The organism is Nocardioides xinjiangensis (assembly GCF_017916455.1).
In the GTDB taxonomy this organism is placed as follows: Bacteria; Actinomycetota; Actinomycetes; order Propionibacteriales; family Nocardioidaceae; genus Nocardioides; species Nocardioides xinjiangensis.
In genome coordinates, this window is sequence record NZ_JAFMSY010000004.1 from 241,560 (window position 1) to 265,034 (window position 23,475).

Sequence of the window (23,475 nt, forward strand, 5' to 3'; positions counted from 1 at the left end):
CTCCCCGGCCATGTGCGGAATCGTCGGGTACGTGGGTCACAAGCCGGCCGAGAGCGTGGTGATCGAAGGCCTCAGGCGGCTGGAGTACCGCGGCTACGACTCCGCCGGCATCGCGCTCGTCGACGGCGGCACGGTGGTCTCCGACAAGCGGGCCGGCAAGCTCGCCAACCTCGAGAAGGCCATCGCCGAGACGCCGCTCCCGCCCGTCACCACCGGCATCGGCCACACCCGCTGGGCGACGCACGGCGCGCCGACCGACCGCAACGCCCACCCGCACCTGGGCCGGGAGCGCCGCGTCGCGCTGGTGCACAACGGCATCATCGAGAACTTCGCCGAGCTGCGTGCCCGCCTGGAGGCCGACGGCGTCGAGATGGCCTCCGACACCGACACCGAGGTCGCCGCCCACCTGCTCGAGGAGCAGCTGGGGAGCGGCGTGGACCTCACCGTCGCGATGCAGAACGTGTGCCGCGGCCTCGAGGGCGCGTTCACCCTCGTCGCGGTGGACGCGCACGACCCCGACCGGGTCGTCGCCGCCCGCCGCAACAGCCCGCTCGTGGTGGGGATCGGCGAGGGCGAGAACTTCCTCGGCTCCGACGTGGCCGCCTTCATCGAGCACACCCGCGAGGCCATGGAGCTCGACCAGGACCAGGTCGTGACCATCACCCGCGACGGGGTCAGCGTCTCCGGCTTCGACGGCACTCCCGCCGAGGGCCGCCGCTACCACGTCGACTGGGACCTCTCCGCCGCCGAGAAGGACGGCCACGACTGGTTCATGCGCAAGGAGATCTTCGAGCAGCCGCGCGCGGTGGCCGACTCCCTGCTCGGCCGCCGCGGCGCCGACGGCCTGCTGCAGCTGGACGAGATGCGGCTCTCCGACCAGGACCTGCGCGACATCGACAAGATCATCATCATCGCGGCCGGCACGTCCTTCTACGCCGGCATGGTCGCCAAGTACGCCATCGAGCACTGGTGCCGCATCCCGGTCGAGGTCGAGCTGGCCAGCGAGTTCCGCTACCGCGACCCGATCCTCACCAGCGCGACCCTCGTCGTGGCGATCAGCCAGTCCGGCGAGACCGCGGACACCCTCCAGGCCATCCGGCACGCCCGCGTGCAGCGGTCGAAGGTGCTCGCGATCTGCAACACCAACGGCTCGACAATCCCCCGCGAGTCCGACGGGGTGATCTACACCCACGCCGGCCCCGAGATCGGGGTCGCCTCCACCAAGGGCTTCCTCACCCAGCTCGTGGCCTGCTACCTGCTCGCGCTCTACCTCGCCCAGGTCAAGGGGACCCGGTTCGGCGACGAGATCTCCGAGATCATGGACCAGCTCGAGGAGATGCCCGGTCACGTCGAGACCGTGCTCGGCAAGGCCGAGGAGGTCTACGCGCTGGCCCGCGACCACGTCGAGAGCCGGTCGGTGCTCTTCCTGGGCCGTCACGCGGGCTACCCCGTCGCCCTCGAGGGGGCCCTGAAGCTCAAGGAGATCGCCTACCTGCACGCGGAGGGGTTCGCCGCCGGCGAGCTCAAGCACGGACCGATCGCGCTGGTCGAGGAGGGGCTGCCGATCCTCTGCGTCGTGCCGCCCCGCGGCCGCGACCAGCTGCACGACAAGATGGTCAGCGGCATCCAGGAGGTCCGCGCCCGCGGCGCCCGCACCCTGTGCCTCGCCGAGGAGGGCGACACCTCCATCGAGCCGTACGCCGACGTGCTGGTCACGCTGCCGCGGGTGCCGGTGCTGCTCCAGCCGCTGGTCGCCGTCGTGCCGCTGCAGCTGTTCGCGTGCGAGCTGGCGACCCAGCTCGGCCACGACGTCGACCAGCCGCGCAACCTCGCCAAGTCCGTCACGGTCGAGTAGGCGGTCCGAGCAGCCATGCCGGTCATCGGCGTCGGCATCGACGTGGTCGACATCGACCGCTTCGTGCAGGCCCTCGAGCGCACGCCGTCCCTGCGCGGGCGGCTGTTCACCGACGCCGAGGCCGTGCGTCCGCCCGCCTCGCTGGCCGCCCGGTTCGCCGCCAAGGAGGCCATCGCCAAGGCGCTCGGCGCCCCGGTCGGGATGGCCTGGCACGACGCCGAGATCGTCTCGGAGGAGACCGGCCGGCCGCGCTTCGAGATCCGGGGCACCGTCGCCGCCCGCGCGGAGGCGCTCGGCGTCGCGCACGTGCACGTCTCCCTCTCCCACGACGCCGGCATCGCCTCGGCCGTCGTCGTCCTCGAGGGATAGGCCGAGGGACGAGTCGTGCTGCACGCCCACACCGTCGAGGCGGTACGCCGCGCCGAGGCCGCCGCGATGGCGCGCCTCCCCGAGGGCGCGCTGATGCAGCGCGCCGCCGCCGGACTGGCGGCCGCGGTCCTGGAGCTGCTCGGCGGCGGCTACGGCCGCCGGGTGCTGCTGCTCGTCGGCCCGGGCGACAACGGCGGCGACGCCCTGTGGGCGGGCGCCCGCCTGGCCGCCCGGGGCTCACGGGTGGAGGCGCTGCTGCTCGCCGACCGCGTGCACGAGGCCGGACTGGCCGCGCTGCGGGCCGCGGGGGGTCGCGCGACGCACGACCTCGACCGCCTCCACGGGGCACCCGACGTGGTCGTCGACGGCATCGTCGGCATCGGGGGCCGCCCCGGCCTGCACCCGGAGGCGGTGGTAGCGCTCGAGCGGTACGACGGCGTGCCGGTCGTCGCCGTCGACGTGCCCTCCGGCGTGGACGTCGACTCCGGCCGGGTCGAGGGCCCGCACGTCCGGGCGGACCTCACCGTCACCTTCGGCACCCACAAGGTCGCCCACCTCGTGGACCCGTCCTCGACCGCCTGCGGCGCGATCCACCTCGTCGACCTCGGCCTGGCCGGCGACCTGGGCCCGCCGGCGCTCGAGGCGCTCCAGCCCGACGACGTGCGCGCCCTGCTGCCCCGGCCGGGCCCCACCGCGCACAAGTACACCCGCGGCGTCGTCGGCGTGCGTGCCGGCTCGGACACCTACCCCGGGGCGGCGCTGCTCGCGGTCGCCGGCGCCAACACCGGTCTGGCCGGCATGGTCCGCTACGTCGGTCCGGCCCACGTCGCCGACACCGTGCGCTCGGTCCACCCCGAGGTGGTCGGCGCCGGTCGGGTGCAGGCCTGGGTCGTCGGCCCCGGGGGAGGGGACGACGCGGGAGCGATGCTCGACGCGGCCCGCGCCGACGGCGTCCCGGTCGTGGTCGACGCCGACGCGCTGCGCCACGTCGCAGCGCCGCTGCCGGGCTGCGTGCTCACGCCCCACGCCGGCGAGCTCGCCGCGATGCTGGGCGTGCAGCGCGAGCCGGTGGAGGCCTCGCCGCTGGAGCACGTCCGCGAGGCCGCCCGCCGGTGGGAGTGCGTGGTCCTGCTCAAGGGACACCACACGCTCGTGGCCGATCCCGGCGGCCGGGTGCGGGTCACCACGACGGGCGTGCCGTGGCTGGCCACGGCGGGCGCGGGCGACGTGCTGGCCGGACTCGTCGGCGCCCTGCTCGCGGCGGGGCTCGAGCCGCACGACGCGGCGTCCGTCGGCTCCTGGCTCCACGGCGCCGCGGCGACCGAGGCGGCGGCCGGGGGGCCGCTGACCGCGACCCGCGTCGCCGTCCAGATCCCGCGGCTGGTGCGCGAGACCCTGAGCGGTGCGCGATGATCGCCCCCATGACCGATCCCGCGCCGCACCGCGCCGAGATCGTGGTGGACCTCGCTGCCATCCGGCACAACGTCCGCGTCCTCAAGGACCTGGTGAGCGTCGACCGGCCGGTGCGGCTGATGACGGTCGTCAAGGCCGACGGCTACGGCCACGGGATGGCCGAGGCGGCCGCGGCCGCCCGCGCAGGCGGGGCCGACTGGCTCGGCGTGGCGACGATCGACGAGGCACTGGCCCTGCGCGGGGCGGGCGACCGCGGACCGCTGCTGTGCTGGCTCAGCGCGCCCGGCGACGACTTCGCCGGCGCGGTCGCCGCCGACGTCGAGGTGACGGCGTACTCCGTGGCCGAGCTCGACGAGATCGCCGCCGTGGGTGGGGCGCGCGTCCAGCTGAAGGTCGACACCGGCCTCTCCCGCGGCGGTGCTCCGCGCGACGCGTGGGCGGCCCTCTTCGCGGCGGCGGTCGCCCACGAGGCCGCCGGCCGGGTGCGCGTCACCGGCATCTGGTCGCACTTCGCCGCCAGCGACGAGCCCGCGCACCCCGCCAACGACCAGCAGGAGGCGGCGTTCCGGGAGGCGCTGGCGCTGGCCGGCCAGGCAGGGCTCGACCCGGAGGTCGCCCACCTGGCCAACTCGGCGGCGGCGCTCCTGCGTCCGTCCTCGCACTTCGACCTGGTCCGGTGCGGCATCGCGTCCTACGGCCTGGACCCGGCACCCGGTGCCAGCCCGCGGGTGGGGCTGCGTCCGGCCATGTCCGTGCGGGCCCGGCTGGTGATGAGCAAGGCGATCGCGGCCGGCGACGGCGTCTCCTACGGGCACACCTGGCACGCCCCCGAGGACACGACCGTGGGCGTGGTGCCGGCGGGCTACGGCGAGGGCGTCCCGCGCGCCGCCGGCAACACCGCCGCGGTCTGGGTCGACGACTCCCTGCGCCCGATCCGGGGCCGCGTGTGCATGGACCAGTTCGTGGTCGACCTGCACGGCGAGCTGCCGCCTCCCGGCACCGAGGTGGTCCTCTTCGGCCCTGGTGACCGCGGCGAGCCGACCGCCCAGGACTGGGCCGAGGCCACCGGCACCATCAGCTACGAGATCGTCACACGCCTCGGCGGGCGCCTGGTCCGCAGGTACGTCGACAGCGACGCGACGGAAGGAACCCCCCGTTGAGCATGAAGGGCCGCATCTTCGGCACCGTGGTGGGCGCGGCCGGGCTGGCTGCCGCCGCCGGCGCGGTCGGCATCGCCCGCCAGAACCGGGTCATCGGCAACCGTGCCGCCGGCGAGCAGGTGGCGTTCGGCGCGCTGCACAGCCCGCCCCGCGTGGTGGTCGCCGACGACGCGGTCGACCTCCACGTTGAGATCGACGAGCCGGACGACTTCGGCGGCCCCGCGGCGACCGACGACGACCTCACCGTCGTCTTCGTCCACGGCTACTCCCTCAACCTGGACAGCTGGCACTTCCAGCGCGCCGCCTACCGCGGGCAGGTCCGCACCGTCTTCTACGACCAGCGCAGCCACGGCCGGTCCGCCCGCTCCGCGGAGGAGAACTGCACGCTGACGCAGCTGGCGCACGACCTGCGCCGCGTGATCGAGCACACCGTCCCGGGCCGGTGCGTCGTCGTGGGCCACTCGATGGGAGGCATGAGCGTGATCTCCCTCGCCGAGCAGCATCCCGACCTCTTCGGCGACAAGGTCGTGGGCGCCGCGCTCATCTCGACGACGGCCGGTGGGCTCGACCCCGGCCGCGTCCTGTTCCCGATGCTGCCGCTCGGGCTCGGCGGGCGGTTCATGGGGCGTGCGGTGCGCACCCTCGACCGGGGGCACCGGATCGTCGACCTCGCCCGCGTGTGGGGCCGCGCGGTGGCCGACGTGGTGACCGACCGCTACGCCTTCGGCGACGACGTCCCCGCCTCCCAGGTGGAGTTCGTCTACTCGATGCTCAACGCGACGCCGTTCGCCGTGGTCGCGGACTTCTACCCGGCCTTTGCCACCCTCGACCACTTCGAGCACCTCGAGCCGTTCGGCCGGGTCCCCACGGCCATCGTCTGCGGCACCGAGGACAAGGTCACCCCCATCGGCCACAGCCGCAAGCTGCACAGCAGGATCGCCGGGTCCAGCCTCCTCGAGTGCGAGGGCGCCGGCCACATGGTGATCCTCGAGCAGCACAAGCAGGTCACCGCCGAGCTCGACGACCTCATCTCGCTCGCCCAGGGCCAGGTGCTGTCGTGAGCGTCGTGGTCCGCCGCGTCGGCCCGGAGGCGGCCGCCGAGGTGCTCGCCGTGGTGCGGGAGGCGTTCGGTGACCGGTCGCCACTCGACCCGCCCGCCGACGCCCTCGGCGACGACGCCGCCTCGATCGCGCGCCTGCTCCGCCGCCGCGGCGGCCTGCTCGCCGAGGTCGACGGGCGGCCGGTGGGCTGCGTGGTCCTCGACCCGGCACCCGACGGGCTGGTGCTGCGGCGCTTCGGCGTCACGCCCGACGCCCAGGGGCAGGGCGTCGCGACGGCGCTGGTCGAGGCGGCCGTGGAGGCGGCCGCGGGCCGCTCGGCGGTCAGGGTCCTCGCCCGCGAGGAGCTGCCCGGCACGGTGGCGTTCTGGGAGGGCCACGGGTTCGTGGTCACGGGACGCTCGAGCCCGTACGTCGAGCTGGCCCGGTGGCTCGGCACCACCTTCGACGCGCCGGACGCCGAGACCATGCGGGGCCTGGGGGAGAGGCTGGGGCGCACCCTCGTCGCCGGCGACCTCGTGGTGCTGACCGGCGAGCTCGGGGCCGGCAAGACCACCTTCACGCAGGGCCTCGGCGCCGGCCTCGACGTCCGGGGCGGCGTCACGTCGCCGACGTTCGTCATCGCCCGGGTGCACCCCGCGCTGGGGGACGGCCCGGACCTCGTGCACGTCGACGCCTACCGGCTCGGAGGACTCGACGAGCTCGACGACCTCGACCTCGACGCGTCGCTGGAGGACTCGGTGACCGTGGTGGAGTGGGGCGCCGGCCTCGCCGAGGGCCTGGCCGAGTCCCGCCTCGAGGTCGTCATCGAGCGGAGCGTCGGGGACCACCCCGGTGGCGCGGACGAAGAGGCGCTCGACCCGCGCCGCGTTTCCCTGCGCTGGGTCGTCGGACAGTAACCTCGACGCCGTGCTCCTCGCCTTCGACACCGCGACCCCGCTCGTGACCGTCGCGCTCCACGACGGGGACCGGGTCGTCGTCGAGCACTCGTCCGAGCAGCCGATGAAGCACGGCGAGCACCTCGCGCCGCTCATCGCCCGCGCGCTCGAGGACGCCGGGATCGTGCGCCAGGACCTCACCTCGATCGCGGTCGGGGTGGGTCCCGGTCCGTTCACGGGCCTGCGCGTCGGCGTCGTGACCGCGCGGACCCTCGGCTTCGTGCTCGACATCCCGGTCTACGGGGTGTGCTCCCTCGACGCGATCGCGCTCGAGGCCGCCGCCACCGGTGCCGCACCGGGCAGCTTCCTGGTCGCCACCGACGCCCGGCGCAAGGAGGTCTACCTCGCCTCCTACGACGCCGACGGTCGCCGCCTGGAGGGCCCCGTCGTGACCCGGCCCGCCGAGGTCGCCACGGACGCCCTGGTCGCCGGCGCGGGTCCGGAGCTGTACCCCGACGCCTTCCCCCGGGCGCTCGCGCCGGCGCGGCCCAGCGCCGGCTGGCTGGCTGCGGGAGTGGGCTCGGAGCTCGTAGGATTGCTGGACCCCGAGCCCCTCTACCTGCGGCGCCCCGACGCGGTCGCCGGCGCACCCAGAAAGCCCGTCTCGTGATCCGTGCCGCCACCCTGGCCGACCTGCCCGCCCTCGTCGCGCTCGAGCAGGAGCTGTTCGGCGTCGACGCGTGGAGCGAGGCGCTGGTCCGCCAGGAGATCGAGGGGCCCGGCCGGCGCTTCGTCGTGGCCGACGACCTCTCGGGCTACGGCGTGACCATGAGCGCCGGTGACATCATCGACCTGCTGCGCATCGGCGTACGACCTGAGGCGCGGCGCAACGGCATCGCCTCGCGCCTGCTCGACGAGCTGCTCGTCGACACCCACGGCGCCTCGCGCATGCTGCTGGAGGTGAGCGTGGCCAACGCCCCGGCGCTCGGCTTCTACGTCGCCCGCCAGTTCAGCGTGATCGACGTGCGCCCCCACTACTACCGCGACGGCTCGGAGGCGCTGGTGATGTGCCGCTGGCTGCCGGGTGCCGCGCGCGCGGAGACGGCGACGGCGCATGACTGACGAGCCCCTGGTCCTCGGCATCGAGACCTCCTGCGACGAGACGGGCGTCGGCATCGTCCGTGGCCACACGCTCCTCGCCGACACGGTGGCGAGCAGCGTCGAGGAGCACGCGCGCTTCGGCGGCGTCGTCCCCGAGGTGGCGAGCCGGGCGCACCTCGAGGCGATGGTGCCCACCATCGAGCGCGCCGCGGAGACCGCCGGCGTCGCGCTGAGCGACATCGATGCCGTCGCGGTGACGAGCGGGCCGGGGCTGGCCGGTGCGCTGCTGGTCGGCGTCGCCAGCGCCAAGGCGCTGGCACTCGGTCTCGGCAAGCCCATCTACGGTGTCAACCACCTCGCCGCGCACGTCGCGGTCGACCAGCTCGAGCACGGCCCGCTGCCGGAGCCGTGCCTGGCGATGCTGGTCTCCGGCGGCCACTCGAGCCTGCTCGAGGTGACCGACGTGACCCTGGGCGTCGAGCCGATGGGCTCCACGATCGACGACGCCGCGGGGGAGGCCTTCGACAAGGTGGCCCGGCTGCTCGGTCTGCCGTTCCCCGGCGGTCCGCACATCGACAAGCAGGCGCGCAGCGGCAACAGCGTCGCCATCGACTTCCCTCGCGGTCTCACCAGCCGGCGCGACCTCGAGCGGCACCGCTTCGACTTCTCCTTCTCCGGCCTCAAGACCGCCGTGGCCCGCTGGGTGGAGGCCCAGCAGCGCGAGGGCGCGACCGTCCCCGTCGCCGACGTGGCGGCCTCCTTCCAGGAGGCGGTGTGCGACGTGCTCACCCGCAAGGCGATCGACGCCGCGTCGAGCCGGGGGATCGAGGACATCCTCATCGGCGGCGGCGTCGCGGCCAACAGCCGCCTCCGCGCGATGGCCGAGGAGCGCGCGTCGGCCGCCGGGATCCGCGTCCGCGTGCCGCGGCCGGGGCTCTGCACCGACAACGGCGCCATGGTCGCCGCGCTCGGCTCCGAGCTCGTCGCCCGCGGCCGTACGCCGTCGCTGCTCGACCTGCCGGCCGACTCCTCGCAGCCGCTCACCACCGTCGTCGCCTGACGCCGCGTCCGGCGCCGACGCCTCGGAGGTCAGTCGCGGGCGAGAGGTCAGTCCAGCACGCCCGGAGCGACGTCCTCGTCGCCGAGCCAGTCCTGGTCGAGGACCAGGCCGTCGCGCTTCGTGGTCCGGTCGCGCTCGCCCTTGCGGCCGCCACGACCGGCCCCGCCGGCCGTGCCGCCGCCGGCGGCTGCCGCCCCACCGGTGGCACCTCGCGAGCCGGCAGCGCCGCGAGCGCCGCCGGCGCCCACCGAGCCGGAGGCTCGGGCGCCGCGTCCGCCGGCCGAGCCCGCCGAGCCGGCCGAGCCGACGGAGCCCCGGGTCGTGGGGCTGCCGGCGGCTGCCCCACCGCGGGCCGCCGTCGGGCTCGTGGCCGCGGCCGGCCGCGAGAGCGCTCCTGCCCCGGCGCTGCGGGTGGTGGCGCCGATGGGGCGGGCCGCGGCGCTGCCGGCGGCCGAGGGCCGGGCGCCTCCGGTCACGCTGCTCGCGCCGCCCGGGACCCCGGCCGCCCCCAGCGCGGCCGCGGTGACCCCGGAGGAAGCGCTGGCGGAGGCGGAGAGCGGGCCGGGGGCCGAGGCGACGGGGGTGGACGGGGCGGACGGGGGCTGGTGGGTGACGCCGGCCTGCTGGCTGCCCGCCACGGTCGTGGTGCCGGCGGGGTCCGCGGGGACGACCGGGGGGTGCCCCGTGGGCGTCGTGGGCGTGGTGGGAGTGGTCGGCGTCGGGTCCGTGGGGGTCGTGGGCCTGGTCGGGTCGGTCGGGTCCGTGGGCTTCGTGGTGGTGTCGTCACCGTCGTCGCGGCCGCCGTCGGTCCCGGGGACGGCGTGGCCCTCGACCCAGTGGCCCTGCGCGCCGCCGCGGGTCCCACCGCCGCCACCTCCACCTCCACCGGTGGGCGGCGGGGCCTGGGTGCCGGGCAGGTAGGTGCCGCCGGGACCCGACGGGACCCGGGTGGGCGGCTCGGTGGGGTCCTGCTGCCCGTGGATCGCGGCCATGGGCGGGATGGCGGAGAGGAAGGCGGAGTCCAGCTCCTTGGTCAGGGCGAGGGACCTGGCCTCCTGCCGGTCGTACTGCGTCTGCCAGGTGCTGCGCTCGTTCTCGCGGGCCTGCGAGGCGTCGGCCCGGGCCTGCAGGTCCTCCCGGGTCAGCTCGACCCCGGGGGTGCCGGGAGGGGCCTGGTAGGGCGGCGGCTTGGGACCGAGGTCGGCCATCGCGTCACGCGCGTCCTTGGCGTGGTCGATCTGCTCCCCGACGGCCACGAGCGCGTCGCCTGCCGCGCGGAGCTGCTCCGCCTTGTCGGCCATCGAGGCCGCGGACTCCTCCATGCCGGCGCGCAGCGCCGGGCCGGTGAGCGTCTGCTCGCCGATGCGCAGCTCGGCCTGGCCGGCGGCCTTGCGCAGCGCGTCGCCGAGCGTGGTGAGATCGGCGGCCTTGCGCCGCCAGTCGCGGCCGGCGTTCTGGAGCGCTCCGCCCGCGGCCGAGTCGAGGTACTGGTCGAGGCGGAGGCGGTGAGGTCCCTTCGTCACGGTCGTCAGTCCTGGCTCTCGGTCGGGAGGGTGCACTGGCTGGAGCTGAAGTCGGGCGCGGCGACACAGTCGGTGGCGGCCTGGATCCGACCCAGGGTGGCGGTCGTCTGCTCGGTGGTCTGCTGCACGTCGTTCTCGAACGCCTGGAGCGACTGGCCCATCGCGCGCAGCCCGGCGACCATCCGCGCCAGCTCCTCGGCGACCGCCTCGTGGGCCATCTGCACGTTGGTGGCGAGGCGGTGGCCGCCGGTGAAGGAGTCGCCGAACGACGTGCCCTGGACGGGCGTGAGGGGGTCGGACTCCAGACCGGCGGCAGCGGTGTCGAAGGAGGCGAGCAGCGACGAGATCGTCTCGGGGTCGATGTTGAGCCCGAGCATCGTCTGGTTGAGCAGTTCCCTGTCTTCGAGCGGCAGCATGCGCTGTCCCTTCCCCGGCACGGGCACGCCGAAACCCCGTGGTGCAGATGATTTGCACGCTGTGCACGACCGGCCCCGGTGGCGTACGTGCTAGCGGACCTCCGCCACGGACAGGCCCGAGGCGCCGGCGCTGGCGATGCCGACGCGCTGCACCGTGCCGTCGAGCCCGAGCTGGACGACGTAGTAGTCCTCGCCGTGCATCACGCGCACCACCAGGGTGCCGTCGTCGGCCCAGGCGATGCGGTCGTCGATGCCCACGATCTGGCGACGCCCCGCAGCCACCTCGAAGTCCACCACCGGCTCGCCGGTGGCCGCGTCGAGGACCGCCAGCGTCGGCGAGCCGTACTCGCCGCCGGAGGCCACCAGCCCGACGAGGTGCCGGCCGTCCGGGCTGAACGAGGTGAGGGTGTAGTCGCAGGTGTCCCACATCACGCGGCCGTTGCCGGCCCGGCCGTCGACCACGGCGGAGCACGAGCCCTCGACGGTCGAGCGGGTGACGCCGGCGACGGCGCCGGTCGCGGGCGAGGCCGCTTCGGCCTGCATCAGGCCCGGCAGCTCGACGGGGGTGTCGCCGTCGGCGACGAAGTCGGTGACGCGGCCGGTGCCGTCGTTCTGCCGGACGACGACCTCGACCTCGGACACGAAGCCGACGGGCTCGACCCGCTGGTCCTCGGGCCCCGGCGGGAACCTCAGGTAGGTCCACTCGACGCCGCCACCGACCTCGGCCATGGCGACCTCCCACCGGGACCCGGTGTACTCGGACCAGGCGACCCTCGTGCCGTCCGGGCTCACGACCAGGCCGCCGGTCGGACCACCGCGGTCCTCGACCTCGAGGTCGGCCGTGAGGAACTCCAGGGTGCCCCGACCCTCGTCCATCGTCACTCCCACCCAGCCGTCGCGGTAGGGCGTGAGGGTGTCGAAGACCTCGGGCAGGGTGAGCGTGCCGTCGGAGGTGATGAGGCTCGGGCCGTCGACGTCGACGAGCGGGACCGGCGTCGAGTCCACCACCTCCGCGCTGCGCGGGTCGATGCGGACCGTCCCGGTGACGGCGGGGGCGGGCGGCTGCGTCGCCGGCGGGACGTCGCTGCGCGGTGCCGGATTCACCATGCCGACACCGACCGGCACGGCGACCGCCAGCACGGCGGCGACGGCCGCGCCCGCGGCGGCCGCGCGCCGGCGCCTGATGCGGCGCGCACGCGTGCGCACGTCGGTCACGGTGAGCGGCGCGCGGTGCAGCGGCGCGGCCGTGCGGTGCAGGGCGTCGTGGACCTGGTCCTCGAGGGGAGTGGGGCTCATCGGGCATCGTCTCCGGACTCGTGGGGGTGCAGCGACCGCGGGGCGCGCGCCCGGAGGCCGGCGAGCGCGCGGCTGGCCTGCGACTTCACGGTGCCGACCGAGACGCCGAGGACGTCGGCGATCTCGGCCTCGCTGAGCTGCTCGTAGTAGCGCAGCACGATCACCGAGCGCTGCTTGGGCGGCAGGGTCTGGACGAACGACCACAGCGCGCCGCCCATGCCGTCGTCGTAGGTGTCGACGGTGCCGGTCTCGGGCAGCACGTCGGTGCTGTGCTCGCGGCGCTTCCAGGCGCGGCGCCACAGCGAGTTGTTCTCGTTGACCATGATCCGGCGGACGTAGCCGTCGAGGGCCTCGCGGTCGCGGACCCGGTCCCAGGAGAGGTAGAGCTTGGCGAAGGCGTTCTGGAGGAGGTCCTCGGCGCCGGCGTGGTCGCCGGCGAGCAGGTACGCCGTCCGGTAGAGGGCGGCCTGGCGTGCCGACATGTACGCCGAGAAGTCGGCGTCCTTGTCCGCGCGGGAGTCCGCGGTGCCGTCCGCGGTGCCGTGCGCGGTCCTGTCGGACCGCTGGTTCTGCGAGCCCATCTGCTTCTCCGGTCCGCCCTCGATCAGTGTCATGGACACCATCCACCTCCTTCCGCCTTGGTGGTCGCTTGCGGGTGGCTTGCGTGCTGGCGTGTCGGATGAGGACGCACCCGGGTCGAGCGGGGTTGCATCCGTTTGGGAGGCTTCGTCGCACTCGTCCCCGTCGTCGCCCAGGAGGCACCGATGCAGCAGGTCCAGGCCGTGGTCGCGCTCGCCAAGGGCGAGCCCGTCGAGCTCACCACGATCAACGTCCCCGACCCGGGTCCGGGCGAGGCGGTGGTGCAGGTGCAGGCCTGCGGCGTCTGCCACACCGACCTGCACTACCGCGAGGGCGGCATCAACGACGACTTCCCGTTCCTGCTCGGCCACGAGGCGGCCGGCATCGTCGAGTCGGTCGGTCCCGACGTCACCGGCCTGGCCCCGGGCGACTTCGTGGTCCTCAACTGGCGGGCGGTGTGCGGCGACTGCCGCGCGTGCGACCGCGGCGAGCCGTGGTACTGCTTCTCGACCGCCAACGCGACCCAGCGGATGACGCTCGCGGAGGGGGACCTCGCCGGCACGGAGCTCACCCCGGCGCTCGGCATCGGCGCCTTCGCGGAGAAGACCCTCGTGGCCGCGGGGCAGTGCACCAAGGTCGATCCGTCGGCCCGTGCCGCCGCCGTCGGGCTCCTGGGGTGCGGGGTGATGGCGGGGCTCGGGGCCGCGATCAACACCGGCGGCGTGGGCCGCGGGTCCACCGTCGCGGTGATCGGGTGCGGCGGCGTCGGGGCCGCGGCGATCGCCGGGTCGGCGCTGGCCGGGGCGTCGCGGATCATCGCCGTCGACATCGACGACCGCAAGCTCGAGGCGGCGCGCAGGCTGGGGGCCACCCACACGGTCAACTCGTCGGAGGTCGACGCGGTCGCCGCCATCCGCGAGCTCACCCCGCCGGCCGACGGCACCGGCCACGAGGGCGGGGCCGACGTGGTGATCGACGCGGTCGGCCGACCCGAGACGTGGAAGCAGGCCTTCTACGCCCGCGACCTCGCCGGCACGGTGGTCCTCGTCGGCGTACCCACGCCGGAGATGAAGGTGCCCGACATCCCGCTCATCGACGTCTTCGGCCGTGGCGGCTCGCTGAAGTCGTCGTGGTACGGCGACTGCCTGCCCTCGCGCGACTTCCCCATGCTCGTGGACCTCTACCAGCAGGGCCGGCTCGACCTCGACGCCTTCGTGACCGAGGAGATCGGCATCGGCGACGTCGAGGCGGCGTTCGAGAAGATGCACCACGGCGACGTGCTGCGATCGGTGGTCGTGCTGTGAGCGCCGGCGGTGGCCTGCGGGTCGACCACGCCGTGGTGTCCGGCACCTTCAGCCTCGACGGCCAGACCTTCGACGTCGACAACAACGTCTGGGTCGTCGGCGACGACGAGGAGTGCCTGGTCGTCGACGCCCCGCACGACGTCGACGCGATCCTGCAGGTCGTCGCCGGGCGCAGGGTGCGGGCGATCGTCTGCACGCACGCGCACGACGACCACGTGCGCGTCGCGCCGGCGCTGCGGGTCGCCACCGGGGCGCCGATCCTCCTGCACCCCGACGACAGGCCGCTGTGGGAGCTGATCCACGGCGGCGACGAGGAGGGCGCCGAGCTGTGGGACGTCGACCTGTCCGACGGGCAGGCGCTCACGGTCGGCGGCACCACCGTCACGGTCATCCACACGCCCGGCCACGCCCCGGGAGCGGTGTGCCTCCACGTGCCCGACCTCGGCTGCGTCTTCACCGGCGACACGCTCTTCGAGGGCGGCCCCGGCGCGACGGGCCGGTCCTACAGCGACGCCGACCTCATCAAGGAGTCCATCCGCTCACGCCTGCTCGGGCTCCCCGACGAGACGGTCGTGCACACCGGTCACGGTCCCGACACGACGATCGGCGCGGAGCGGGTCAACGTCTGAGCCCGTCCGTACGGGGCGGCGTCCCGGCCGTGCCACCATGACGTGGTGCGCCACCGGTCCGCCCCCCTGCTCGCGAGCCTCGTCCTGGTCGCCTCGACAGGCGCGTGCGACGCCGGCACCGGAGGGGGAGACGGGGAACGTCCGGGCGCCGGTCCGGCGGCCGCCGCACCGACCGTCCCGCCCACGCCGTCCGAGCGGCTCGGCCTGGGCGTCGGCTGGGGCCCCGACCGAGCGGAGCTCGACCGGGCCGCGCGGATGGTCGGCCGGATGGCGCTGGGCGACCTCGCCGGCCAGGTCATCGTGGCCGACTGGAGCGGGACCGCCGCGCCGGTGCGGATGGTCCGAGACCTGCACCTCGGCGGCGTCATCGCGTTCTCCTCGAACGTCGCCTCGGCCGAGCAGGTCGCGGCGGTCAACGCGACGCTGGCGCGGCAGGTCCGCCGGAGGTGGCCGCTGTTCATCGGCGTGGACCAGGAGGGCGGCGTGGTCGAGCGGCTGCGCGGCGCGGCCACCCGGTTCCCCGCCTTCATGAGCACCGGGGCCGCGGCCGACCCGGCGCTCACCCGGCGGGCGTACGCCGCTGGGGCCAGCGAGCTGCGCCGCCTCGGGTTCACCGTCGACTTCGCGCCCGACGCGGACGTGACGTCAGGCCCGGACGACCCGACCATCGGGTCGAGGTCCGCGTCGTCGCGTCCGGCCGACGCGGCCGAGCAGGTCGTCGCCGCGGCGCGGGGGTTCGCCGCCGCCGGCGTGCTGCCGGTCGTCAAGCACTTCCCCGGCCACGGCTCGGTGCCGGCCGACAGCCACCTCACGCTGCCCGTGCAGGACGGCAGCCTGCGCCGGCTCGAGGCCACCGACCTCGTCCCGTTCCGCAGCGCGGTCGAGGCCGGCCTGCCCGCGGTGATGGTGGGTCACATCGACGTGCGCGCCGTCGACCCGCGCGTGCCGTCGTCGCTGTCGCGGAAGGTGACCACGGGCCTGCTGCGCGAGGAGCTGGGGTTCGGGGGCCTCGTCGTCACCGACTCCCTGGAGATGGCCGCTGTCACCCGCGGCCGGGACCCCCGGCGGACGGCGGTGCAGGCGATGCGAGCCGGGGCGGACGTGCTGCTGATGCCCCCGTCGCCGGCCGTGGCGCGCAGCGCGCTCGTCCGGGCCGTCCGCAGCGGCGCGCTGCCGCGCCGCCGCCTCGAGCAGGCGGCGGCCCGCCAAGTCGCGCTGCTGAGCCACCTCGCCGCGGTGGAGGCCGCGCCGGGGGGCTCGGCGGCCGAGGCCTCGCGTGCCCTCTCCGCGGCCGCGGTCACGGTGACCGACGGCAGCTGCTCGGGACGCCTCGTCGGCGACGCGGTCCACCCCTACGGCGACCCCGCCGCCGTCGCTGCCTTCGTGCCTGCGGCGCAGCGGGCCGGCCTCACCGTGCTGCTGCGCCGCTCGCCGCCGGCCGACCTGGCCGAGGCGCGGCCGAGGCCGGAGCGCCGCGCGAAGGAGCGTCGGCGCGCCTTCGAGAGGCGGCTCGCGGCCTGGCGCAGGGCTGAGGCCGCTCGGGCGCGACGCCTGGACGCGTGGACCGAGCGCGAGGAGGCCCGCCTCGCGGCAGGCACCCCGATCGGCTTCACCGGCTTCCGCGACGCCCTCGTCGACGGCACGGTCGCGGTCGCCACCGACACGCCGTGGGTGCTGGGACGGGTCACCGCGCCCACGCGCATCGCGACGTACGGCGACACCCCGGCCGCGATGGACGTGCTGGTGGAGGTGCTGAGCGGCCGCCGGCGCGCCCCGGGCCGGCTGCCGGTCGAGGTCCCCGGCGTCGCTCGGGCAGGTTGCTGACCGGCCTCAGAACGGCTCGACCAGCAGGGCCGTGCCCTGGCCCGCGGCGCGGGTCAGCACCAGGGTCGCCTCGTTGTCGCCCCGCAGCGACAGCCGCTTGCGCAGCTCCTCGGGCACGACCTGGACGCCGCGCTTCTTGATGGTCAGCCGCCCGATGCCGCGCTCGTGCAGCGCGCTCCTGAGCTGCTTCTCGCGGTAGGGGAGGTGCTCGACGACGCGGTAGCCGCGCGCGAACGGGGTGCGGAACGACGCGTCGCTGGTGACGTAGGCGATGTGCTCGTCCACGAGCCCACCCCCGACCCCGGCGGCCACGGCCGTCACCAGGCCGGCCCTGATCACCGCGCCGTCGGGCTCGTAGAGGAAGGCGCCGACGGGGCGCACCTCGGCGGCGGGATCCCCGGGCGGCGGGGCGTCCTCGTCGGTGAGCGTGGCCAGGCCGCGCTCGCCGATCACGGTGGCGCGGCGGTCGGTCGTGGCGAGGCGCGGCGACCACAGGACCGCCTCCTTGACCTCGCCGCGGTCGCTGACCCACTCCGCCTCCGCGCCGGCGGGCACCAGGTCGTGCCCGATGCCCGGGGCGACCTTGACCAACGCCCGTCGGGTCAGCAGGTCGAGCACCCACGGCCAGGGCGGCGTCCAGCCCTCGACGTCGAAGACCCGTCCCCGGCCGCCGCGCCGTGCGGGGTCGGCGAACGCGGCGTCGAAGCCGCTGACGTCGACCATGGTCGCGTCACCGGTGTGGACGGCGCCGGCGAGGCCGAGGGCCTCGAGGTTGGCGCGGGCCATCTCCGCGCGCACGGGGTCACGGTCGACCCCGGCCGCGACCAGCCCGGCGCGCGCGAAGGCGAGCAGGTCGCCGCCGATGCCGCAGCCGAGGTCGACGACGCTGCCTCCGGGGACGGCCGCGGCCACCCGCGCCGCGCGGTGCTCGGCGACCCGTGCCCGGGTGGCCTGCTCCAGCGCGTCGGGGGTGAAGAACATCCGGTGCGCGCTGTCGCCGAACTTGCCCACGGCCTTGGCGCGCAGCTGCGCCTGCGTCGTGGCGGCGGCCGCCCTCTCGGCGTCGGGCTCGGCGCGGCGTACGACCGCGGCGACCCGCACGGGGTCACCGGCGTGCTCCTCCCAGGCCTCGGCCGCGAGGACGAGCAGGCGGGCGCCCTCGGTCGTGCGCAGCCAGGCGAGCGTCTCGATCTCCACGTGAGCATCCTGTCAGGCGGTCCCGGACTCCCCGCTAGCACTCGCTCGGCCAGAGTGCTAGCGTCTGATCTGGCACTCTCCCCCTGAGAATGCCAACGCTCGCGAGCCTGGCACGACCCCCGCGACGGCGTGCCGACCGGACCGCGAGCCCACGTCCTGGAGCCGCCCGGCTCCTGAAGAGTCTCGTGAAGAGAAAGTGGAGGTTGATCCGAAGTGTCGGTCAACATCAAGCCCCTCGAGGACCGCATCGTCGTGCAGACGGTCGAAGCCGAGCAGACCACCGCCTCCGGTCTGGTCATCCCGGACACCGCGAAGGAGAAGCCCCAGGAGGGCGAGGTCGTGGCGATCGGTCCCGGTCGTGTCGACGACAACGGCAACCGCGTCCCGATCGACGTCGCGGTGGGTGACAAGGTCATCTACAGCAAGTACGGCGGCACCGAGGTCAAGTACGCGGGCGAGGAGTACCTCATCCTGTCGGCCCGCGACATCCTCGCCGTCGTCTCCTGACGCACCTGGCATCCCGGCTGGCGCAGCGCCAGCCGGGATCCGTGCACGTCCGGTCCTGAACCTTTCCTAGGAGCACACAGATGCCCAAGATCCTGGAGTTCGACGAGAACGCCCGCCGCGCCCTCGAGCGCGGCGTCGACGCCCTCGCCAACGCCGTCAAGGTCACGCTCGGCCCCAAGGGCCGCTACGTCGTCCTCGACAAGAAGTGGGGCGCCCCCACGATCACCAACGACGGCGTGACCGTCGCTCGCGAGGTCGAGCTCGACGACCCGTTCGAGAACCTCGGTGCCCAGCTCACCAAGGAGGTGGCGACCAAGACCAACGACATCGCGGGCGACGGCACCACCACCGCCACCGTGCTGGCCCAGGCGATGGTCCACGAGGGCCTGCGCGCCGTCGCGGCCGGTGCCAACCCGATGGGCCTCAAGCGCGGCATGGACGCCGCGGCCGAGGCCGTCGGCGACGCGCTGCGCGAGGCCGCCCGCGAGGTCGAGTCCCGCGAGGACATGGCGTCGGTCGCCACGATCTCCAGCCGCGACAGCCACATCGGCGACCTGCTCGCCGAGGCCTTCGACAAGGTCGGCAAGGACGGCGTGATCACGGTCGAGGAGTCCAACACCATGGGCACCGACCTCGAGTTCACCGAGGGCATGCAGTTCGACAAGGGCTACATCTCGGCCTACTTTGTCTCCGACCCGGAGTCGATGGAGGCCGTCCTCGACGACCCCTACATCCTGCTGCACCAGGGCAAGATCTCCTCGATCCAGGAGCTCCTCCCGCTGCTGGAGAAGGTCATCGCGACCGGCAAGCCCCTCTTCATCCTCGCCGAGGACGTCGAGGGCGAGGCGCTCTCGACGCTGGTCGTCAACAAGATCCGCGGCACGTTCAACGTCGCCGCGGTCAAGAGCCCCGCCTTCGGTGACCGCCGCAAGGCGATGATGCAGGACATCGCGATCCTCACCGGCGGCCAGGTCGTGGCCCCCGAGGTCGGGCTCAAGCTCGACCAGGTGGGCCTCGAGGTGCTCGGCCAGGCCCGTCGCGTGGTCATCACCAAGGACAACACCACGATCGTCGACGGCGCGGGCGACAGCACCGCCGTCGAGGGCCGGGTGAACCAGATCAAGGCCGAGATCGAGAACACCGACTCCGACTGGGACCGCGAGAAGCTCCAGGAGCGCCTCGCCAAGCTCGCCGGCGGCGTCTGCGTGATCAAGGTCGGCGCCGCCACCGAGGTGGAGCTCAAGGAGAAGAAGCACCGCATCGAGGACGCCGTCTCCGCGACGCGTGCCGCGATCGAGGAGGGCATCGTCCCCGGCGGTGGCTCCGCCCTCATCCACGCCGTCTCGGTGCTCCAGGACGACCTCGGCCTGACCGGCGACGAGGCGGCCGGTGTCCGCGTGGTCCGCAAGGCCGCCGACGAGCCGCTGCGCTGGATCGCCGAGAACGGTGGCGAGAACGGCTACGTCGTGACGTCCAAGGTCCGTGAGCTCGGCGTGGGCAACGGCTACAACGCCGCCACCGGCGAGTACGGCGACCTGGTCGGCCAGGGCGTGCTCGACCCGGTCAAGGTCACCCGCTCCGCGCTGGTCAACGCGACGTCGATCGCCGCGATGCTGCTCACGACGGAGACCCTCGTCGTGGACAAGCCCGAGGAGGAGGAGCCCGCGGCCGCCGGTCACGGGCACGGCCACGGCCACTGAGCGCCCGCACGACCCGCAGCAGGCCCGCACCGGACTCCGGTGCGGGCCTGTCGCGTTACCGGAGGATCTCGCTCACGTGCGCCCGGGCGCCGCTGCGGCCGAACACCTCGCTGACCCGCCCCGCGGGCTCGTTCCACAGGAAGAGGTCGCCGGGGGCCGGTCCCTGCCCGACCGCCCAGGACGAGTGCGCCTCGCTGAGCCGCAGCAGGCGGCCGCCCCCGATGTCGTAGACGTACGTGCCGCCGCTCGCCCGGCCGTACGCCGTCAGGGTCAGGAAGTCCCCGCCGGCGACCAGCCGGCCGCCGTCGACGCCGTCGTCCTGCACCGTGACGACCTGCTCGCCGTCGGTCGTGACCACCTGCACCCGGTCGTCGCGGACGCCGTCGCCGTAGGTGCCGCAGTACTGCGACATCGCGATCCGGTCCCCGGCGACGTCGAAGCCCAGCAGGTTGCACCGCTCGCCCAGCCGCGGGTCGAACGACGTCTCCTCGCCCGTGTCGAGGTCGCGGACGTGGACCCGGCCGGCCGCACCGTTGGAGGAGTCGGTCCACACCAGGGAGTCGCCGTCGAAGTCGAAGGCCCCGACCCGCAGCCGCTCGTCGCGCACGTCCCCGGCGTCGGTGAGCGACGCCGACCAGAGGTCGAAGGTGTCGCCCTCGGCATCGGCGTCGTCGGCCTCGCCGCCGGGCCCCGTCGGCCAGCCGCCCTCGGGCACCTTCCCCCGGGTCGCCGGCACCGGGACGTAGAGCCGGCCGTCGGGGCCGACCTCGGCACCCCACGGCTCGCTCGCGCGGCGCAGCTCGGGCCACGCCAGGGAGCGCCACCGTCGGTCGGCGCGGTCGAAGACGTGCGCCGTCAGGCCTGCGGACGGGCCGTCGGTCACGAGGCCGTCGTCCGGGCTCACCAGCACGAGCCGGTCCTCCGACAGCTCCACGGCCCACAGCTGCGCCTGGCCGACGTCGGGACGCGGCAGCCAGTCCTTCTCGCCGGTGGCGGGGTCGAGGAGCGCGAAGCGGGGGAACAGCTGGTCCGAGCGCGGGCCGTCGCGGAAGAGCAGGAGCCCGTCGTCGGTGACGCCGTCGACGTACTGCCCGTTGTCGGCGTCGAGGTCCTCGTTGGCGTACGTCGTGACGTCGCGGTAGTCGGTCCCCTCGACGGCCGGACGGGACTCGGCCAGGCGGACGGTCGGACCGGCCGGACGCGGGATCCCCGCGGCCTCGAGGTCCTCCGGGGCGGGGTCGACCCACGCGACCGACGCCAGCGCGACGACCCCGGCGGTCAGGGCGCCGGCGCCGACCACGCCCGCGCGGCGCAGCCGGACCCGCCGGCGACCCGACCGCAGCACCGCGGGCAGGTCGCCCGGCGCCTGCGGCGGCGCCGACGACGCGTCCCGCAACAGCTCGCGCAGCTCGTTCACCATGACACCGCTCCCTCGGCCTGCTCGCCCGACGGCGAGTCCTCCAGCACGGACCGGAGCGAGAACAGCGCGCGCGAGGTCTGGCTCTTCACCGTGCCCTCGGTGCACCTCAGCAGCGCCGCGGTCTCGGCGACCGAGAGGTCCTCGAAGTACCTCAGCACCACGCACGCGCGCTGTCGCGGCGGCAGCCCCGCCAACGCCGCCATCAGCGTCTGCCGGTCGACGACGGCCGTCGCGACGTCCTCCGCCGAGGCGAGCGCGGGGTCCGGCTCGGTGGGACGCTCGGTGCTCGACCGGCGCCGGGCGTGGTCGAGGTATGCGCTGACCACCGCCTTGCGGGCATAGGCGAGCTCCCCGCCGTTGCGCACCAGCCGCGGCCACCGGACGTACACCCGGACCAGGCCCTCCTGGACGAAGTCCGAGGCCCGGTCCCAGTCGCCGCACATCAGGTACGCCGTGCGCCGCAGGCGCTCACGCGCCGACGCGGCGAACTCCACGAACGCCGCCTCGTCACGCACTGTCTTGCTCCATGTCGTTCCCAACGCGGCGATCCGCCCCGGAGGTTGCACGCGGTCCCAGACACTGTCCCAGACCGGCCGACCCGCCACGTAGAATGCACGAGTGGAGATCCCGGAGAAGTTCGCTGCGCTCGGCCTCACCTACGACGACGTCCTGCTGCTCCCGGGTGAGTCCGACCTCGCTCCGAGCGACATCGACACCACGACGCGCCTCACGCGCGAGATCTCGATCCGGGTGCCGCTGATCAGCGCGGCCATGGACACCGTCACCGAGTCGCGGATGGCCATCGCGATGGCCCGCGAGGGCGGCCTCGGGGTGCTGCACCGCAACCTCTCGATCGAGGACCAGGCCTACCAGGTCGACCTCGTCAAGCGCACCCAGACCGGGATCATCTCCAACCCCATCACCATCGGGCCGGACGCGACGCTGGAGGACCTCGACCGCGTGTGCGGCGAGTACCGCGTCTCCGGGCTGCCCGTGGTCGACCTGGGCAACCGGCTCATCGGCATCATCACCAACCGCGACCTGCGGTTCACCCCCGTGGCCGAGTGGGCCACCACCAAGGTCAGCGAGGTGATGACGGCCGGGGGCCTGGTCACCGGGCACCCCGGCATCTCCCGCGACGAGGCCACGGCGCTGCTGCGCCAGCACAAGCGCGAGCGGCTGCCGCTGGTCGACGACGAGGGCCACCTCACCGGCCTCATCACCGTCAAGGACTTCGTCAAGGGCGAGCAGTTCCCGCACGCGTCGTACGACGACGACGGCCGGCTGCTCGTCGGCGCGGCCATCGGCTACTTCGGCGACGCGTGGGAGCGGGCGACCCGCCTGGTCGAGGCCGGTGTCGACGTCCTGGTCGCCGACACCGCCCACGGCCACGTCCACCTCCTCCTCGACATGGTCAAGCGGCTCAAGTCCGACCCGGCCACCCGCCACGTGCAGGTGATCGGCGGCAACGTCGCCACCCGCGCGGGCGCGCAGGCGTTCGTCGACGCCGGCGCCGACGCCGTCAAGGTCGGCGTGGGCCCCGGCTCGATCTGCACCACGCGCGTCGTCACGGGCGTGGGCGTGCCGCAGGTCTCGGCGGTCTACGAGGCGTCGCTGGCGTGCAAGCCCGCCGGGGTTCCGGTCATCGCCGACGGGGGGATGAAGCACTCCGGCGAGATCGCCAAGGCGCTGGTCGCCGGCGCCGACTCGGTGATGCTCGGCTCGCTCCTGGCCGGGTGCGAGGAGTCGCCCGGGGACCTCGTGTTCGTCAACGGCAAGCAGTACAAGTCCTACCGCGGGATGGGCTCGCTGGCGGCGATGAGCAGCCGGGGCAAGAAGTCGTACTCCAAGGACCGCTACTTCCAGGCCGAGATCGCCAGTGACGACCACATCGTCCCGGAGGGCATCGAGGGGCAGGTGGCCTACCGCGGGCCGCTCGGTCCGGTCGCCCACCAGCTCGTCGGCGGGCTCACCCAGTCGATGTTCTACGTCGGGGCCCGCACCGTCCCCGAGCTGCAGGACAAGGGCCGCTTCGTCCGGATCACGAGCGCGTCGCTCACCGAGAGCCACCCGCACGGCGTCACCATGACCGCCGAGGCGCCCAACTACTCCGGCCGGTAGACCAGCAGCGCGCCGCTCCTCAGGTCGCCCTCGGAGACCATCCGCGTCGTCGGCCGCTCGCCGGC

At 74.5% G+C, this 23,475-nt stretch carries 22 protein-coding genes; 15 read left to right on the forward strand and 7 right to left on the reverse strand.

Going from position 1 to position 23,475, the window contains the following annotated elements; translation table 11 throughout:
- Positions 1-10: 10 nt before the first annotated feature.
- Genes glmS through tsaD form a run of 9 tightly spaced genes read left to right on the forward strand, consistent with a single transcriptional unit; the run spans position 11 to position 8,894 of the window.
- Positions 11-1,855 (forward strand): glutamine--fructose-6-phosphate transaminase (isomerizing), encoded by a 1,845-nt coding sequence (gene glmS, locus J3P38_RS16200; protein WP_210504357.1) that lies wholly within the window; start codon positions 11-13, stop codon positions 1,853-1,855.
- A gap of 15 nt (positions 1,856-1,870) precedes the next feature.
- Positions 1,871-2,224 carry a holo-ACP synthase gene (locus J3P38_RS16205; RefSeq protein ID WP_210504358.1) on the forward strand — a complete coding sequence of 118 codons (354 nt, stop codon included), beginning with the start codon at positions 1,871-1,873 and terminating at the stop codon, positions 2,222-2,224.
- A gap of 15 nt (positions 2,225-2,239) precedes the next feature.
- The gene (locus J3P38_RS16210; protein ID WP_210504359.1) at positions 2,240-3,637 is read left to right on the forward strand and encodes an NAD(P)H-hydrate dehydratase; all 1,398 of its coding nucleotides are present in this window, start codon (positions 2,240-2,242) and stop codon (positions 3,635-3,637) included.
- Between the two features lie 8 nt (positions 3,638-3,645).
- On the forward strand, positions 3,646-4,797 hold the full coding sequence (gene alr, locus J3P38_RS16215; protein WP_210504360.1) for an alanine racemase: 1,152 nt from the start codon (positions 3,646-3,648) through the stop codon (positions 4,795-4,797).
- A gap of 2 nt (positions 4,798-4,799) precedes the next feature.
- Positions 4,800-5,858, forward strand: coding sequence for an alpha/beta fold hydrolase (locus J3P38_RS16220; RefSeq protein ID WP_210504387.1), 1,059 nt, complete (start codon positions 4,800-4,802; stop codon positions 5,856-5,858).
- Positions 5,855-6,754, forward strand: coding sequence for a tRNA (adenosine(37)-N6)-threonylcarbamoyltransferase complex ATPase subunit type 1 TsaE (gene tsaE, locus J3P38_RS16225; RefSeq protein ID WP_210504361.1), 900 nt, complete (start codon positions 5,855-5,857; stop codon positions 6,752-6,754). Before J3P38_RS16220 ends, tsaE begins: the two co-directional genes overlap by 4 nt.
- Before the next feature lie 10 nt (positions 6,755-6,764).
- Positions 6,765-7,403 carry a tRNA (adenosine(37)-N6)-threonylcarbamoyltransferase complex dimerization subunit type 1 TsaB gene (tsaB, locus tag J3P38_RS16230; RefSeq protein ID WP_210504362.1) on the forward strand — a complete coding sequence of 213 codons (639 nt, stop codon included), beginning with the start codon at positions 6,765-6,767 and terminating at the stop codon, positions 7,401-7,403.
- Positions 7,400-7,855 (forward strand): GNAT family N-acetyltransferase, encoded by a 456-nt coding sequence (locus J3P38_RS16235; RefSeq protein ID WP_210439989.1) that lies wholly within the window; start codon positions 7,400-7,402, stop codon positions 7,853-7,855. The genes tsaB and J3P38_RS16235 overlap by 4 nt, the downstream gene beginning before the upstream one ends.
- The gene (tsaD, locus tag J3P38_RS16240) at positions 7,848-8,894 is read left to right on the forward strand and encodes a tRNA (adenosine(37)-N6)-threonylcarbamoyltransferase complex transferase subunit TsaD (protein ID WP_210504363.1); all 1,047 of its coding nucleotides are present in this window, start codon (positions 7,848-7,850) and stop codon (positions 8,892-8,894) included. Before J3P38_RS16235 ends, tsaD begins: the two co-directional genes overlap by 8 nt.
- 47 nt (positions 8,895-8,941) lie before the next feature.
- Here the strand turns inward: tsaD and J3P38_RS16245 are convergent, their stop codons facing one another.
- The 4 genes from J3P38_RS16245 to J3P38_RS16260 all read right to left on the reverse strand — a co-directional run bounded on the left by J3P38_RS16245 (position 8,942) and on the right by J3P38_RS16260 (position 12,743).
- Positions 8,942-10,417, reverse strand: a complete 1,476-nt coding sequence (locus tag J3P38_RS16245; RefSeq protein ID WP_210504364.1) for a hypothetical protein — start codon at positions 10,415-10,417, stop codon at positions 8,942-8,944.
- A 5-nt stretch (positions 10,418-10,422) separates the two neighbouring features.
- The gene (locus tag J3P38_RS16250) at positions 10,423-10,833 is read right to left on the reverse strand and encodes a hypothetical protein (protein ID WP_210504365.1); all 411 of its coding nucleotides are present in this window, start codon (positions 10,831-10,833) and stop codon (positions 10,423-10,425) included.
- A gap of 90 nt (positions 10,834-10,923) precedes the next feature.
- Positions 10,924-12,129 (reverse strand): TolB-like translocation protein, encoded by a 1,206-nt coding sequence (locus tag J3P38_RS16255; RefSeq protein WP_210504366.1) that lies wholly within the window; start codon positions 12,127-12,129, stop codon positions 10,924-10,926.
- Positions 12,126-12,743, reverse strand: a complete 618-nt coding sequence (locus J3P38_RS16260) for a SigE family RNA polymerase sigma factor (protein ID WP_246856356.1) — start codon at positions 12,741-12,743, stop codon at positions 12,126-12,128. Before J3P38_RS16260 ends, J3P38_RS16255 begins: the two co-directional genes overlap by 4 nt.
- A gap of 150 nt (positions 12,744-12,893) precedes the next feature.
- Between J3P38_RS16260 and J3P38_RS16265 the strand changes: the two genes are divergently transcribed.
- From J3P38_RS16265 to J3P38_RS16275, 3 genes are read left to right on the forward strand one after another with little or no spacing between them, the layout of a single operon-like run.
- Complete coding sequence (locus J3P38_RS16265; RefSeq protein ID WP_210439994.1) at positions 12,894-14,012, forward strand: S-(hydroxymethyl)mycothiol dehydrogenase; 1,119 nt, start codon at positions 12,894-12,896, stop codon at positions 14,010-14,012.
- Positions 14,009-14,641, forward strand: a complete 633-nt coding sequence (locus tag J3P38_RS16270) for an MBL fold metallo-hydrolase (protein ID WP_307807963.1) — start codon at positions 14,009-14,011, stop codon at positions 14,639-14,641. Before J3P38_RS16265 ends, J3P38_RS16270 begins: the two co-directional genes overlap by 4 nt.
- Positions 14,642-14,686: 45 nt before the next feature.
- On the forward strand, positions 14,687-16,465 hold the full coding sequence (locus tag J3P38_RS16275; RefSeq protein ID WP_210504367.1) for a glycoside hydrolase family 3 protein: 1,779 nt from the start codon (positions 14,687-14,689) through the stop codon (positions 16,463-16,465).
- A 6-nt stretch (positions 16,466-16,471) separates the two neighbouring features.
- Here the strand turns inward: J3P38_RS16275 and J3P38_RS16280 are convergent, their stop codons facing one another.
- Complete coding sequence (locus J3P38_RS16280) at positions 16,472-17,662, reverse strand: class I SAM-dependent methyltransferase (protein WP_210504368.1); 1,191 nt, start codon at positions 17,660-17,662, stop codon at positions 16,472-16,474.
- A 213-nt stretch (positions 17,663-17,875) separates the two neighbouring features.
- Between J3P38_RS16280 and groES the strand changes: the two genes are divergently transcribed.
- Positions 17,876-18,169: a co-chaperone GroES gene (groES, locus tag J3P38_RS16285; protein WP_210439997.1), complete on the forward strand. Its 294-nt coding sequence runs from the start codon at positions 17,876-17,878 to the stop codon at positions 18,167-18,169.
- A gap of 80 nt (positions 18,170-18,249) precedes the next feature.
- Positions 18,250-19,869, forward strand: coding sequence for a chaperonin GroEL (gene groL / locus J3P38_RS16290; RefSeq protein WP_210439998.1), 1,620 nt, complete (start codon positions 18,250-18,252; stop codon positions 19,867-19,869).
- Between the two features lie 55 nt (positions 19,870-19,924).
- Here groL and J3P38_RS16295 read toward each other — a convergent pair whose 3' ends face one another.
- Together J3P38_RS16295 and J3P38_RS16300 are read right to left on the reverse strand one after the other, a co-directional pair.
- Complete coding sequence (locus J3P38_RS16295) at positions 19,925-21,289, reverse strand: hypothetical protein (protein ID WP_210504369.1); 1,365 nt, start codon at positions 21,287-21,289, stop codon at positions 19,925-19,927.
- Positions 21,283-21,804 (reverse strand): SigE family RNA polymerase sigma factor, encoded by a 522-nt coding sequence (locus J3P38_RS16300; protein WP_210440000.1) that lies wholly within the window; start codon positions 21,802-21,804, stop codon positions 21,283-21,285. The genes J3P38_RS16295 and J3P38_RS16300 overlap by 7 nt, the downstream gene beginning before the upstream one ends.
- 103 nt (positions 21,805-21,907) lie before the next feature.
- Here J3P38_RS16300 and guaB point away from each other — a divergent pair, with 103 nt between their 5' ends.
- Complete coding sequence (guaB, locus tag J3P38_RS16305) at positions 21,908-23,410, forward strand: IMP dehydrogenase (protein ID WP_210504370.1); 1,503 nt, start codon at positions 21,908-21,910, stop codon at positions 23,408-23,410.
- Positions 23,411-23,475: the final 65 nt, after the last annotated feature.